The organism is Herbidospora cretacea (genome assembly GCF_001570605.1).
In the GTDB taxonomy this organism is placed as follows: domain Bacteria; phylum Actinomycetota; class Actinomycetes; order Streptosporangiales; family Streptosporangiaceae; genus Herbidospora; species Herbidospora cretacea.
The window spans coordinates 1-14,348 of the sequence record NZ_BBXG01000015.1 but is presented as its reverse complement, the minus strand read 5'-3'; the positions used below and the strand labels follow the sequence as shown (position 1 = coordinate 14,348).

The window sequence follows — 14,348 nt, the reverse complement described above, 5'->3', positions numbered from 1 at the left end:
CTGTCCCCAGACGGGCGAATGATTCAGTCGGGGTGGCGCTGGAACCGGAACGAGGCGAAAACGGCGTCCTTCTGCTTCTTGGCCTTCGCCCAGCCGGTCTCGGGGACCGAGTAGAAGACGGCGTACCCGCCGCCGTCCGGGACGTCGACCCACCGAGAGACGACGTGGACCAGCCCGTCCCTGCCCTCGTAGGCGTACTCCCACTCGGCCGTGTCGGCCCCCTCGTAAGGGGACTCCTCCAGCGGCGCGATCCGGATGAGCGCGTAGCCCTCGTAGGGCTGCTTGGCCTCGGCGGCCTCGATCGTCTTCAGCAGATCGGTCTCGATCTCCACCTTGGCCACCCGGACCGAGGCCTTGCCCTTGGCCGAGAAGGCGACCTGGGTTCCCTTCTCCGTACGACCGAAACCGGCCGGGACGTCGATGGTGAACCCGTCCCCCTGCTGGCGCTTCATGCCCTTGGCCGGAGCGGGCGCCGGAGGCTCCGGCGGGTAGGTGGCCGAGGTCGGGCTGGGGGGGATGATTCGCCCGGCCGTCTGCTTCTTGGGCGCGCCGTTGGCCCCGAACGCCGACACGGCCACGATGGCCAGCGCCACGAACGCGACGAACGCCAGCACCAGCAGCACGACCAGCCGCCCCTTGCCCCGCGGCTTCCCGGGAGGGGGCGGGGGCGCGGCCCCCTGCATGGAGAAGATGTCGGTCCCCAGCCCCCGGGGGACGGCCTGGGTGACGTTGGGGTCGCCGCCCTGGTCGTAGGGGTAACCGGGCTGGTTGCCCTGCGCCGGGGGGAAGCCGGGCGGAGGGAAGCCGTGCTGGTGAGGGTGACCCATCTGGGGCGCGTGGCCCGCGGGCGGAGGCGCCCACTGCTGCTGCGGGGGGTGCGGCGGCAGCGGTAGGGCCGAGGGCGGCGTGACATCGGAGTCGATCTCGGGACGGCGGGGGGCCGGGTCGGGCGGATAGACCCGCTTCCCGGGAAGCTGCCCTTGGACGATGGTGACGTCATCAGCGAGGACACCGGAGTTGTCGCCCTCAGGCCTCACGACGACAACGGTCTGATCCCCCGGAATACCGGGCCGCCCGAACCGAGTGGCATCAGGATCCTCGAAACCACCCGCGCTGTGAGCACTCTCACCCGGGACATCAGTGCCAGGCCAACCCGAACTGAGCCCACCTGCGCCGGGACCACCTGCGCCGGGACCGCCCGCGCCGGGACCGCCCGCGCCGGAACCACTTGCTCCTGGACCGCCTACCCCAGGAGCACGTGTGCCCGGACCACCTGCGCCAGAACCATCCGAACCGGGACCGGCCTCACCGAAACCACGTGGACCGCCAACCCCGGGAGCACCTGTGCCCGGGCCGCCTGCGCCAGGAGTGGGAGCGCCACTAAAGGGGTGGCCCGTATGTGCAGGCTCGCCGCCAGGTGCGAAGGCGCCTGCTTCAAGACCACGGCCAGCGGAATCCGGACCTATTCCAGGTCCAGGAATTTCGGCATCTGCTTCTGAACGCCCACCTGCCGGACGCGGCCCACCAACGGGACCGGCCGAACTCGGTACACCGGGTGAACCCGGACCGCCCGCCGAACCTGGCCCTTGCGCCAAACCGGGCCTCTGCGTCCAGCCGGGACCTTGTGCCGAACTGGGCCCTTGTGCCGAGCCGGGCCCATGTGCCGAGCCGGGCCCTTGTGCCGAGCCGGGCCCTTGAGCTGAACCGGGCCCCTGTGCCGAACCGGGTTCTTGTGCTGAGCCTCGACCCCGTGCTGAATCCCGACCGCCCGCTGAGCCCTCAGGCTCGGATGGGCGAGAGCTCACGAAGCCAGATGCCGAAATTTCGGGATCTGCCCACGTCGGGTGGACATCACCGGGCACCGCGCTCGGGGTTCCACCTGCTACCGGTCCTCTGGACCCTGCCCCACGTCCGGAAATTTCCGGATCTGAGCCGCCCGACCGGGCTCCCGGCGTCGGGCCAACGCCGCCACGTGCGGAAATATCGGCATTTGCGGCGCTCGCGCCTCCTGCTCCCGGGCCGCCTGCTCCCGGGCCACTTGCTCCCGCGCTGCTTGCTCCTGCGCCCGATGCGGCACCGGCTCCGCCACGTCCCGAAATATCGGCATCTGTTGCCGGGGAGCGCGTTGGGGCCGTGGTTCGGTTGGGGTCCTGGTTCTTGGTCGTGCTGTCCAGGACCGGGCGGGGGGCGCCGAAGGGGCGGTCGACGCTGTGGTCTCGGTCTCCGTAGGGGGACACCGCGTCGGGGGCGAAGGCTCCGCCCGGCGGGCGGGGGGCGCTGGAGCCGGACGCCGGGAACTGGGTCATCGTCGGGGTGTCGGCGACCGCTCTGAGCAGGACCGAGGCTCGCTCGGCGGTGATGCGCCGCGTGTGGTCCTTCTCCAGCATCGCCTCGAGGACCGGTCGAAGCGGCCCGGCGTTGCGGGGTGGGTCGCATACTTCGGTCATCAGGGCCGCGAGGGTCTCGGCGATCGAGCGCCGCTCGTAGGCGGGGCGGGCCTCGACCGCGTAGTAGAGCGTCGCGCCCAGAGACCACAGGTCGGACTCCGGGCCCGTGTAGTCGCCGCGTGCGCGTTCGGGGGCGGTGTAGCCGGGGGAGCCGATCACCATGCCGGTCTGGGTCAGCGCGGTGTCGCCGCGGGACTTGGCGATGCCGAAGTCGGTCAGGACCACCCGGCCGGAGTGGGTGATCAGCACGTTGCTCGGCTTCACGTCGCGGTGCAGGATGTCGGAGGCGTGGGCGGTGCGCAGGGCGCCCAGCAGGTCGGCGCCGATCTCGGCGACCAGGCGGGGCGGCAGGGGGCCGTCTTCGTCGACGACCTGTTCCAGGGAGCGGCCCTCGACGAGTTCCATGATGATCCACGGCACGCCGCCGACCTCGATCGCGTCGAAGATCGTCGCCACGGAGGGGTGGTGCACCCGGGCCGCCGCGCGGCCCTCGCGGATCATGCGCTCGCGGAGTTCGGTGCGCTGATCCTGGGTCAGGCCAGGGTCCTGGCGGATCTCTTTGACCGCCACGTCACGCCCGAGCGTGCGGTCGACGGCACGCCAGACGGTGCCCATCGTGCCGCGCCCGAGGGGGGAGATCAGTTCGTAGCGCTCCGCGAGCAGCCTGCTCTGCATGACTAGAAAGATAGCGTCCTAGGCCTTGAGGAACGCTTTAGGTTCACTTGCGAAATTTTCTCGGCCAGAACCGGCGTGGAAGCACGATGCGGACGAGGTTCCAGAAGCTCCGGGTCAGTGGTCCGATGGGCACTTCGTAGGTGGCCGGCTTCCGGTGTGACCCTTCGGCCGGCCGTCGTCGTTGGGCCGGGATGGGCACCGCCGTGTAAGCGCCGGTCGGGTGGGGTTCGTGCGGGAGGACCTGGGGCGCGGGCGGGCGGTTCTCGGCCCGGTGCTGCCCGCGGTGCGGGGGCTTGCGGGTGGGCGGCGGCGCGGCGCCGGGAGGGCGGACCGGCGGGCGGTGGACCGCGATCGGCTCCTCGGCGGTGCCGCCGGCGGCTATGCGGGCCAGCATCAACGCCGCCCGCACCCCGTCGAGGCGGACCGCCGGGTCGATCTGCAGCAGGCCGCGGAGCACGGGGGCCAGCGGGCCGGCGTTGTCCATCGGTATGGGGGCGCCGCTGGTCAGGGCGGCCAGCGCGGCGGCGGCCGTACGGCGACCGTGAAGGCCCCGGCCCTCGACGGCGGTGTAGAGAGTCGCGCCGAGCGACCACAGGTCGGCGGCGGGGGAGGCCTTGTCGCCGAGGACACGCTCGGGCGCGATGTACCCGGCGGAGCCGAGCACGATGCCGGCCTGGGTAATGGAAACGTCACCTTCGAGTGCGGCCAGACCGAAGTCGGTGAGCACGGCCCGGTCGTCGGTCACGAGCACGTTGCTGGGCTTCACGTCGCGGTGGAGGATGCCCTTCGCGTGGACGGCGCGCAGCGCGCCGAGCACCTGGCGGCCGATCTCGGCGACCCTCACGGGATGTTGCGGGCCCTGGGCCTTCACCAGTTCCTCAAGTGACTGGGCCTTGAGGAGTTCCATGACGATCCACGGCCGGTCGTCTTCGGTGACGACGTCGTAGACGGTGATCACCGAAGGATGGGCGACCATCGCGGTGGCGCGGCCCTCGCGCTCGGTGCGGGCGCAGAGCTCGGCCCGCAGTTCCTCGTCGAGGACGAGCGGCAGCCGCACCTCCTTTACCGCCACGTCGCGGTCGAGAAGCTCGTCACGCGCACGCCACACCGTGCCCATGCCGCCGCGGCCTACCGGCTGAACGAGCCGGTAGCGCGCGGCTAACTGGTATCCGGACGGCGCACGCATGGGTGGCAGCTTACCGATTTGTGCCTAGTCGCCTGTAGAGACCGGGCCGATTCATTGTCGAGAACTTTTGTCAAAGTCCGTCAGGTTCGGCGTCCGATGGACAGAATCGGCCTAGTTGTGTCGGTGAAGAAGTCATTGCCCTTGTCGTCCACCACGATGAAGGCCGGGAAGTCGACCACGTCGATCTTCCAGACCGCCTCCATCCCGAGCTCCGGATATTCCAGGACTTCGACCTTCTTGATGCAGTCTTGCGCCAGGCGTGCGGCGGGACCGCCGATCGAGCCGAGGTAGAACCCGCCGTAGGTCTTGCAGGCGTCGGTGACCTGCTTGGACCGGTTGCCCTTGGCCAGCATGACCATCGAGCCGCCCGCCGCCTGGAAGCGCTCGACGTAGGAGTCCATGCGGCCCGCGGTCGTGGGGCCGAACGAGCCCGACGCGTAGCCTTCGGGCGTCTTCGCGGGTCCGGCGTAGTAGACGGCGTGGTCCTTGAGGTACTGCGGCATCTCGCCGCCGGCGTCGAGGAGCTCGCCGATCTTGGCGTGGGCGATGTCGCGGGCCACCACGAGCGGGCCGGTCAGCGACAGGCGGGTCTTCACCGGATATTTGGCGAGCTCGGCCAGGACCTCGGGCATCGGGCGGTTGAGGTCGACGCTGACCACGTCGCCGCCGAGGTGCTCGTCGGTGGTGTCGGGCAGGAACCGGGCCGGGTCGGTCTCCAACTGCTCCAGGAAGACGCCCTCGGTGGTGATCTTCGCCAGGGCCTGGCGGTCGGCCGAGCAGGAGACGGCGATGGCGACCGGGCACGACGCGCCGTGGCGCGGCAGCCGGATCACGCGGACGTCGTGGCAGAAGTACTTGCCGCCGAACTGTGCGCCGATGCCGAGCTTCTGGGTGAGCTCGAAGACCTTCTGCTCCATCTCCAGGTCGCGGAAGCCGTGGCCCTCGGGGGACCCCTCGGTGGGCAGCGCGTCGAGGTAGCGGGCGCTGGCGTACTTGGCCGTCTTCAGCGCGAACTCGGCGGAGGTGCCGCCCACGACCACGGCGAGGTGGTAGGGCGGGCAGGCGGCCGTGCCGAGGGAGCGGATCTTCTCCTCCAGGAAGGCCAGCATGCGCTTCTCGTTGAGGACCGCCTTGGTCTCCTGGTAGAGGAACGACTTGTTGGCCGACCCGCCGCCCTTGGCCATGAACAGCAGCTTGTAGGCGTCGTCGCCCTCGGCGTAGAGCTCGATCTGGGCGGGCAGGTTGGAGCCGGTGTTCTTCTCCTCCCACATGGTGATCGGGGCCATCTGGGAGTAGCGGAGGTTCAGTTTCGTGTACGCGTCGTAGACGCCCCGCGCGATGTGCGCGGCGTCCTGCCCGTCGGTGAGGACGTGGCGGCCGCGCTTGCCCATCACGATCGCGGTGCCGGTGTCCTGGCACATCGGCAGCACGCCGCCGGCCGAGATCGACGCGTTCTTCAGCAGGTCGAGCGCCACGAACCGGTCGTTGCCGCTCGACTCGGGGTCGTCGACGATCTTCCGGAGCTGGGCCAGGTGGGAGGCGCGCAGGTAGTGGGAGATGTCGTGGATCGCGGTCTCGGTCAGCAGCCGCAGCGCCTCGGGCTCGACCTCCAGGAACCGCCGTCCGGCCGCCTCGACGACCCGGACCCCTTCGGAGGTGATCAGCCGGTATTCCGTCTCATCGGCCCCCAGCGGAAGGAGGTCGGTGTAGCTGAACTCGGGCATGGGGTCGAGCCTCCGTTGATCACGCCGGTGTGAGCTGTTCAGCACTTTACGGCAACCGCCGGAGGGCCCTGCGCGAAGGAGCAGATAGTGACAAAGTAGACATTAGACACCAATGCGGGAGGAATCATGGCCTTTATCGCGATCGGCATCATCGGCGTCCTCTTCGTCGTCTCGGCCCTGATCTTCATGCTCATCAGGACCGTCCGCCGGGACCTGAACGACCCGCACCCGCACTGGCCGGTCGGGTAGCAGCCCGGCGACGATGCCGCAGACCACGATCGCGGCACCGGCCAGTTCCGCGCCCGACGGCAGGCCCAGCCCGACGACGGTCCCGGTCGTGATCGCGCCGACCGGGATCACGCCGGCGAACAGCCCGGCGCGGCCGGGCCCCAGCCGGGGCAGCGCGGTGTACCAGAGGAAGAACGCCCCGCACGTCACCACCGACGCCAGGTAGGCGAGCCCGAGCGCCTCGGGCAGGGTCGGTACGCGCAGCATGTCCGCGCCGTCGATCGCCAGGCCCGTGACCAGCAGCAGCGGTACGGCCAGCGCCGCCGACCAGGCCGTCACCCCCACCGCCCCCAGCTTGGGCAGCAGCGGCAGCGCCAGCAGCGAGAAGCACACCTCGCATCCGACCGCGCCCACCGCCCACAGCAGCGCGCCCACCCCGCCCCCGCCGAACCCGACCGCCAGCAGCGCGCCCGCCACCACGACCGCGGCCGCCACGACCAGGCGCGGCCTGGGCCTGCGCGAGGTCAGCACCGCCATCACCAGCGGCACCGTGGCCAGCATGGTCCCCACCAGCGCCGGTCCGGCCCCCCGGGTCGACTCGATCACGCACACGTTGAACAGCACCAGGCCGGTCAGCGCGAGTGCGACCAGAAGCCCGTAATCCCTTACCGTGAGGTGGGCCCGGGGCCCGCGCCTCGCCCTCACGATCGCGAACATGATCAGTGCGGCGACGGCGTAGCGCACCGTCTGCCCGCCGTAGAGGGGATAGTCCTTGATCAGGCCACTCACCGCGGCGAGAGTGCCCACCAGGAACATCGCCCCCGCCGCCGCGGCCACCGTCGTGCCTCTGCTCATGACGTTGGATGCTATGAATGTAATGGTTCACGTAATCAGTCCAATTTCTCCACCAAAACGAGGACCAATCGGTGGCCGACCTGCATCTCTCCCTCGACCGCCAGGCCGGCGGTCTCGCCCGCCAGGTGGCCGGTGAGCTCCGCGAGGCGGTGCGCACCGGCCGGCTGCCCGCGGGCACCCGGCTCCCGGCCAGCCGCGACCTCGCCCGCGATCTGGCCGTCTCGCGCGGGGTGGTCGTGGAGGCGTACGAGCAACTCGTCGCCGAAGGCTTCCTGGAGTCCCGGATCGGGGCAGGGACGACCGTGGCGGCCGTCACCATCGAGGAGCCCGCGTCGCCGGCCGACCCCTCCGGCGACTTCGGCGGGCGGCCGACCTCGCCCGACCTCGGCGCGTTCCCCCGGCAGGCGTGGAGCGCGGCCTACCGCCACGTGCTGGCCACGCTGCCCCACGACGCGCTCGACTACGGCGACCCCGGCGGGGTGCCCGAGCTCCGGAGCGAGCTGGCCGCCTATCTGAAGCGGGTCCGGGCGGCGCGGGCCGAGCCCGAGAACGTCGTGGTGGTGACCGGGGTCGCGCAGGGGCTGTCGCTGGTCGTCCAGGCGCTCGGGCCGTTGCGGCTGGCCACCGAGCTGCCGACGAGCGAGCGGCAGACGCCGCTCCTGCGCAGGGCCGGGGCCGAGCTGGTCGGGATCCCGGTGGACGACGAGGGGATCGACGTCGCCGAACTGGCCCGCAGCGGGGCCCAGGCGGTGCTGCTGACCCCGGCGCACCACTATCCGACCGGGGTGGTGCTGTCGCCGCGCCGTCGGGCCGAGCTGATCTCGTGGGCGGCCAGGACCGGGGCGACCGTCCTGGAGGACGACTACGACGCCGAGTTCCGGTTCGACCGCGAACCCGTCGGCTGCCTCCAGGGGCTCGCCCCCGGCCGGGTGGTGCTGGCCGGGAGCGTCAGCAAGGCCCTCGCGCCGGGCCTGCGGCTGGGCTGGCTGGTCGCGCCCGCCAAGCTCGCCGCCGAGCTCCGCAAGGTCCGCAGCGAGTTCGACCTGGGGTCACCGGTGCTCGACCAGTACACGCTGGCCCACTTCATCGCCAACGGTGCCTACGACCGGCACCTGCGGCGGATGCGGCGCGAATACCGGGCCCGCCGCGACGCCCTGGTGGGCGCGCTGGGCGAGCGGTTCCCCGAGGTCAAGGTCTGCGGCATCTCGGCCGGGCTGCACCTGTTCGCCGAGCTGCCGCCCGAGTGGGACGCCCGCGAGTTCGCCGCTCAGGCGGTCGCGGCCGGGCTGGCCGCCGAACCGGTCGACGGGCCCGCCGTGGTCATGGGGTTCGCCCGATGGCCGGGTCATCGGCTCGCGGCCGCCGTACGGGAGATGCGAAGCCCCTGGCCAGCACCACGATCCCGGCCGCCAGGATGAGCGGCGCGACGAACGCGGCCTGGAACCCGGCGGCGTCGCCGATGCCGCCGACCAGCGCGGCCCCCACGATGAAGCCGACGTAGTTGAACATGTTGACCCGCGCGATGGCCACGCCGGTCCCGGCCGGGTCGAGCCGCCCGGCCGCCGAGAACGACTGCGGCGCGACCACCGACAGCCCGACCCCGGTCAGCGCGAACCCGGCGATGGCCGTCACCTCACCCGGCGCCAGCACGATCAGCAGGAACCCGAGCGCCGCGACCGCCCCGCCGACCCGCACGATCGTGGCGGGCCCGAACCGGCGGACCGCCGCGTCCCCGCCGACCCTGACGACGAAGGTCGCCGCCTGGTAGGCCCCCAGCGCCCACGGCGCCAGCCACGCCTCGGCGCGGAGCGCCTGGTCGAAGTAGACCGACCCGAAGTTGGAGACCGACGCGTCGCCCACGTAGAGGAAGGCCATCGCCAGGCAGAGCGGCAGGATCGGCCCCCACGGGACCTTGACCCGGGGCGTCTGCGCGACGGACTCGACGTGCTCCTCGGCCGGGCCGCACAGCCACCGGTTGGCGGCCAGCGAGATGATCACGGCCGGGACCATCGCGATCGTGAACACCGGGCCGAGATCGAGCCCCTGGCCCGCCGCGTTCGAGGCCCAGGCCGCGCCGATCACCGCCGCCAGGCTCCACAGCGCGTGGAAGCCCGTCATCACCGGCCGGGCGTAGCGCCGCTCGACGGCGGTGCCCTGCATGTTCATCCCGGCGTCGACCCCGCCCAGGCCCAGCCCGAACAGCACCAGCGCCGCCACCAGGAACGGCACGTTGGCCGCCCACCCGGTGAGCGCGACCGCGACGCAGGCGAGCGGCTGGACGTACAGGATCATGAAGCGGCTGCCCCACCGGGCGGCCACCTGGCCCGCCACGACGCTGCCCACTCCGGCGATGACCGGGACGACCAGCAGCAGGAGGGTCAGCTCGCCCTCGCTCAGGCCGTGTCTGCGCTGCAGCGCCGCCACCTGGGTGAGCAGTGTGGAGAAGGCCAGCCCCTGCACGAAGAACACGGCGAAGGTGGCGATCCGGGCCTGCCGGTCACGCGGCACGAGAGCCCCCGAATATGAGCGAGGTTCAGATTTTCGCTCAGGCTAGGGGCGGGCCGGTTCCAGGTCAACAATCTCCCGCACGGTCATCGAGAAGGCGACCAGGATGATCGCCGCCGAGATCGGCAGCAGGTCCAGCTCGATCGCCGGCAGCACACTCGCCACCAGCACGGACGCCGGGATCCAGAACGGGACCAGACGCCGGATCGCGAGGTGGGTCAGCATGGCGAACAGAGCGACGTAGAAGAGCGGCGGCCCGGCGACCCGGACGACCACCTCCAGCCCCGGCACGTCGTAGACCTGGCCGAACAGGTCGCCCATCTCCGCGCGGTCGGCGGACAGGAAGCCCACCACCAGGTCGATGAGGAACTGCGCGGCGAAGGCGGCCAGGCCGAGGAGGCCGACGACCGTGAAGCCGGTGTGGGTGTGCCGCCCGAGGTCGAGCAGGACGACGGCGTAGAGGCCGAGGGCGACCAGGAAGGCGAGGTGGCCCGTGGTCCAGGCCAGACCGGGGCCGTGCTCGCTCAGGAGCCGGATCACCCCGTACGCGAAGGTGAGGAGGGGCGCGCCGAGGTAGGCGATGCGCGGATTCATGCGTTCAGCGTCGCGTCCGCATCGGTCGCCGGGATCGCCCGGAAAGCTGAACCGGGGCTCCTTCCCGCGGCGGAGCTCCCCGGAGGCGGCGGCTCAGGGATGACCCTGAGCGGGGGGATCCGGGCCTTTCCCGGGTGGGAAATCCGCGCGCACCCCGTAATCTTCGAAGAGTGAGCAACGACTTCCGTGAATGGATCGCCGCCCTGGTCGCCCCCAACCAGGGCTCCTCCGGTCCGCGGCCCGAGGAGTTGCGCGCCTCCGACGCCGACCGCGAGCGGGTCATCTCCGTGCTCACCGACGCCATGGCCGACGGGCGGCTGTCCCGGCTCGAACACGAGGAACGGGTCGACGCCGCCTACCAGGCCCGGACCCTCGGCGACCTGATCGGGCTCACCCGCGACCTGCTGCCGCCCGACCAGCAGCCGATCGCCCTGCACAACCGGCCCGTCGCGGCCGTGTTCCGGAACGAGACGCGCGGCGGGCGCTGGATCGTGCCCTCGACGGTCCCGGTCAGCTCGATCGGCGGCAAGGTCGACCTCGACCTGCGCGACGCGCTGCTCCAGTCGCGCCGGATCGTCGTCCAGCTCGCCGTGGTGGCGGGCACGGTCAACATGACCGTCCCGGAGGGCGTCCGGATCACGATCGCCCCCGGCGCCCGGGTCCCCCAGTTCAAGGACCAGACCCGGCCACCCGCCGACCCCGACTGCCCGGTCATCGAACTGACCGGATACGTCTGGGGCGGGCGAGTGATCGCCAAGTCGCCCAAGCCCCCGAAGAAGGGCTGGCGGCGCTAGAGCGCGGTGTCTCAGAGCGCGGTGTCGAAGTTGATCGCGCTGTAGGCGCCCAGCTTCCAGAGCTGGTGTTCGCTCTCGATCCGCCGGATCGTGCCCGACCGGCCCCGCATGACCAGTGAGTGGGTACGGGCCACGCCGCCCCGGGTGTGCCGGCCGCCCTGGTAGCGCACGCCGTTCATCAGCTCGCCGTCGGTGACGCCGGTGGCGGCGAAGAAGACGTCGTCGGAGCTGACCAGGTCGTCGGTGGTGAGCACCCGGTCGAGGTCGAGGCCCGCGTCCAGGGCCTTGCGGCGCTCCGCCTCGTCCTGGGGCCACAGCTTGCCCTGGATGGTGCCGCCCAGGCACTTCATCGCGCAGGCCGCGACGGTGCCCTCGGGCGTGCCGCCGATGCCGAGCATCAGGTCGATGCCGGTGCCCGGCTGGGCCGCCATGATCGCGCCGGCGACGTCGCCGTCGGTGATGAACTTGATCCGCGCGCCGGTCTCCCGGACCTCCCGCACCAGGTTCTCGTGGCGGGTCCGGTCGAGGATCACCACGGTCACGTCGGACGCCTTGCCGCCCTTGGCCTTGGCCACCGCGGCCACGTTGCGGGCCACCGGCGCCTCGATGTCGACCACGTCGGCCGCCTCGGCGCCCGTGACGAGCTTCTCCATGTAGAAGACGGCGCTGGAGTCGTACATCGAGCCCCGGGGGCTCACCGCGATCACCGAGATGGCGTTGTTCATGCCCAGGGCGCACAGGCGGGTGCCGTCGATCGGGTCGACCGCCACGTCGCACTGCGGGCCGGTGCCGTCGCCGACCTCCTCGCCGTTGAACAGCATCGGGGCCTTGTCCTTCTCGCCCTCGCCGATCACCACCACGCCGCGCATCGACACCGTGTTGATCAACTGGCGCATGGCGCTGACGGCGGCCCCGTCGGCGCCGTTCTTGTCACCCCGGCCGACCCAGCGGGCGCTGGCCATCGCCGCCGCCTCCGTCACCCGGACCAGTTCGAGGGCGAGGTTGCGGTCGGGAGCGCGGTGCTCGGTCGCAAGAGGCGGCGGCACGGACTGATCTGAGTTCATAACCCTGCCCTACCCGGTATCGCCTGTTGATTCTGCGTGAGTCGTGCCACACCGCCCGGCTCCATCGATAATCTCGCCTGCATGAGCGGCGACAGCACGAAGGAGACCGTCCGGGGCACCTCGGAACGCGGCGCGGCGACCCGGGTGGCCCTCCTCGACGCCGCCCGTGACGTCTTCATCGTCCAGGGGTTCGCCGAGGCGGGCGTGACCGAGGTGGTCCAGCGGGCCGGGGCCAGCGTGGGCAGTCTCTACCACCACTTCTCCGGCAAGGCCGATCTCTATCGGGCGCTGTTCGAGGAGTTCCAGGACCGGCAGGCCCAGCGCACCAAGACCGCCGTCCAGGAGGTCCGCGCCCAGGGGGAGACCGAGCCGATGGGGCTGTTCCTGGCCGGGGCGCGGGCCTATCTCGACGGCTGCGTGCAGGAACGCGACCTGGCGGCGCTCTTCCTGCGGGGCGACGGCCCGCCCGGGTTCGAGGTCGTCATCCGGGAGCGGCTGCGCACCTGGGCCCGCCGCAACGCCTCGCTCTTCGAGCACGAGGACGCGCTGGTGGTGGTGATCACGGGGGCGCTGGCGGCGGTCGTCCAGGAACTGACCCTGTCGGCCGACCTCGACGCGGCCCGGCTGATGGCCGACCAGGCCCTCGCCATCATCGGCCGGATCAGGAACCCCTGACCCGAGCCGGTAGGCTCGTTTATCGTGCGCCGATACACCCAGGGTCTCTATGGCTACGTCTTCGCGCTGCTGGTCTGCTTCGCCGGCGTGGGGCTGTTCCTGCTGGTCGCGACGCCGAGCAGCACCGAGCACATCCCCCGCGTCGAGTTCGCCGTCGACGCGGGCAACGCCGCCCGCGCGGCCGAGTTCCCCATCGAGGTGCCCAAGGCGGTCCAGCCCGACTGGGTGCCGACCAGCTCCCGCCTCACCACCGACAAGGGCGTGGTGACCTGGCGGCTCGGCTTCGCCACCGGCAAGCGCATGCACGCCATGCTGGCCCAGAGCAACGAGCAGCCCCTGGCGGGCTTCGCCAACCGGATGGCCAACACCGAGACCCCGGCCGGCACCGCCGTGATCAACGGGGCGACCTGGGAGAAGCGCTTCCGGGAGGACAAGAACCAGCGCTCGCTCGTGCGCGTCCTCGACGGCCGCACCGTCGTCGTCACCGGCTCGGCCGACTGGCCGGAGCTGGGCGCTCTCGCGGCCAGCCTGGTCGAGCGGGACGTCTAGCTGTATTGACCACGAACGTTGTTGACTGCAGGGGTTGATCAATAGCGAAGACCTCCGGTGTGGTGGAGCTGTCTAGGAACCGCCCACCGGAGGTCTTCGTGCCCCACCGTAACGCCCGGCTGACCGTGTATGGCCGCCAACTGCTCATCGATCGGGTCCAATCCGGACGGCCGGTGGCCCACGTGGCGGCCGAGATGGGCATCTCCCGCGCCACCGCCCACAAATGGGTGCGCCGCTGGCGGCAGGAAGGGCCCTCTGGTCTCCATGACCGCTCCAGCCGCCCCCGCACTACACCGCATCGCACCCCGGCGGAGGTCGAGACCCAGGTCTGCCAGCTGCGCGCCACCCGCAAACTCGGCCCGGCCCGCCTGGGCCCGATCGTGGGCCTGCCGCCCTCAACGGTCCATCGCATCCTGACCCGCCACGGCCTGAACCGCCTGGCCTGGCTGGACCGCCCCACCGGCATCCCGATCCGCCGCTACGAGCACCCCCGCCCCGGCGACCTGATCCACATCGACGTCAAGAAACTCGGCCGCATCCCCGACGGCGGCGGCTGGCGCGTCCACGGCCGCCAAGCGCGTCCCGGCCGCCACCACCCGGCCGTCGGTTTCGACTACGTCCACTCAGCCGTCGACGACCACAGCCGGCTGGCCTACAGCGAGATCCACACCGACGAGAAAGCCGCCACCTGCGCGGCCTTCCTGCGCCGGGCCGCCGCCTTCTTCGCCGCCCACGGCATCACCCGCATCCACCGGGTCATCACCGACAACGCCCTGAACTACCGCCGCGCCCATGCCTGGAAACAGGCCCTGGCCGAACTGGGCGCGGCCGCCAAGCACACTCGCCCCCACCGGCCGCAGACCAACGGGAAAGTCGAGCGCTTCAACCGCACCCTGCTCGATGAATGGGCCTACCAGCGGATCTACACCAGCAACACCCAACGCGCCGCGGCACTGCAGGACTTCCTGCACAGCTACAACTACCATCGCTGCCACACCGCACTCGGAGGCCAGCCACCGATCAGCCGCGTCAACAACGCACCGGGTTCATAC

12 protein-coding genes and 1 pseudogene are annotated in these 14,348 nt (G+C 71.3%); 5 read left to right on the top strand and 8 right to left on the bottom strand.

Annotated elements, in window-relative coordinates; all coding sequences use genetic code 11:
- Window positions 1–23 precede the first annotated feature (23 nt).
- The 5 genes and pseudogenes from AW270_RS41425 to AW270_RS39045 all read right to left on the bottom strand — a co-directional run bounded on the left by AW270_RS41425 (window position 24) and on the right by AW270_RS39045 (window position 7,115).
- A complete protein-coding gene (locus AW270_RS41425; RefSeq protein ID WP_061298453.1) occupies window positions 24–1,037 on the bottom strand; it encodes a serine/threonine kinase C-terminal domain-containing protein in 1,014 nt (337 codons plus the stop codon).
- Between the two features lie 1,365 nt (window positions 1,038–2,402).
- Window positions 2,403–3,062, bottom strand: a pseudogene (locus tag AW270_RS42190) (serine/threonine-protein kinase); the annotation flags it as partial.
- 103 nt (window positions 3,063–3,165) lie between these two features.
- Entirely contained in the window at window positions 3,166–4,308 is a 1,143-nt protein-coding gene (locus AW270_RS25765; protein WP_061298446.1) for a serine/threonine-protein kinase, read from the bottom strand.
- An 80-nt stretch (window positions 4,309–4,388) separates the two neighbouring features.
- Window positions 4,389–6,032: a fumarate hydratase gene (locus tag AW270_RS25760; protein WP_061298444.1), complete on the bottom strand. Its 1,644-nt coding sequence runs from the start codon at window positions 6,030–6,032 to the stop codon at window positions 4,389–4,391.
- A gap of 102 nt (window positions 6,033–6,134) precedes the next feature.
- A complete protein-coding gene (locus AW270_RS39045; protein WP_218009347.1) occupies window positions 6,135–7,115 on the bottom strand; it encodes a DMT family transporter in 981 nt (326 codons plus the stop codon).
- A 71-nt stretch (window positions 7,116–7,186) separates the two neighbouring features.
- On the opposite strand from AW270_RS39045, the gene pdxR reads away from it, so the two are divergent.
- Window positions 7,187–8,533, top strand: a complete 1,347-nt coding sequence (gene pdxR / locus AW270_RS25750; protein ID WP_061298442.1) for a MocR-like pyridoxine biosynthesis transcription factor PdxR — start codon at window positions 7,187–7,189, stop codon at window positions 8,531–8,533.
- Here the strand turns inward: pdxR and AW270_RS25745 are convergent.
- Window positions 8,436–9,623 carry an MFS transporter gene (locus tag AW270_RS25745; protein ID WP_061298440.1) on the bottom strand — a complete coding sequence of 396 codons (1,188 nt, stop codon included), beginning with the start codon at window positions 9,621–9,623 and terminating at the stop codon, window positions 8,436–8,438. The two genes, pdxR and AW270_RS25745, sit on opposite strands and share 98 nt — an antisense overlap.
- Window positions 9,624–9,665: 42 nt before the next feature.
- On the bottom strand, window positions 9,666–10,214 hold the full coding sequence (locus AW270_RS25740; RefSeq protein ID WP_061298439.1) for a hypothetical protein: 549 nt from the start codon (window positions 10,212–10,214) through the stop codon (window positions 9,666–9,668).
- A 170-nt stretch (window positions 10,215–10,384) separates the two neighbouring features.
- On the opposite strand from AW270_RS25740, the gene AW270_RS25735 reads away from it, so the two are divergent.
- Complete coding sequence (locus AW270_RS25735) at window positions 10,385–11,008, top strand: DUF1707 SHOCT-like domain-containing protein (protein ID WP_061298437.1); 624 nt, start codon at window positions 10,385–10,387, stop codon at window positions 11,006–11,008.
- A gap of 11 nt (window positions 11,009–11,019) precedes the next feature.
- Here the strand turns inward: AW270_RS25735 and glpX are convergent, their stop codons facing one another.
- On the bottom strand, window positions 11,020–12,072 hold the full coding sequence (glpX, locus tag AW270_RS25730) for a class II fructose-bisphosphatase (RefSeq protein ID WP_061298436.1): 1,053 nt from the start codon (window positions 12,070–12,072) through the stop codon (window positions 11,020–11,022).
- A gap of 81 nt (window positions 12,073–12,153) precedes the next feature.
- Between glpX and AW270_RS25725 the strand changes: the two genes are divergently transcribed.
- From AW270_RS25725 to AW270_RS25715, 3 genes are all read left to right on the top strand, one after another.
- The gene (locus tag AW270_RS25725) at window positions 12,154–12,747 is read left to right on the top strand and encodes a TetR/AcrR family transcriptional regulator (RefSeq protein WP_061298434.1); all 594 of its coding nucleotides are present in this window, start codon (window positions 12,154–12,156) and stop codon (window positions 12,745–12,747) included.
- 24 nt (window positions 12,748–12,771) lie between these two features.
- On the top strand, window positions 12,772–13,296 hold the full coding sequence (locus tag AW270_RS25720) for a DUF4245 domain-containing protein (RefSeq protein ID WP_061298431.1): 525 nt from the start codon (window positions 12,772–12,774) through the stop codon (window positions 13,294–13,296).
- A gap of 98 nt (window positions 13,297–13,394) precedes the next feature.
- Window positions 13,395–14,348, top strand: a 954-nt coding sequence (locus tag AW270_RS25715) for an IS481 family transposase (RefSeq protein WP_061298753.1), incomplete at its 3' end; no start/stop codon positions are given.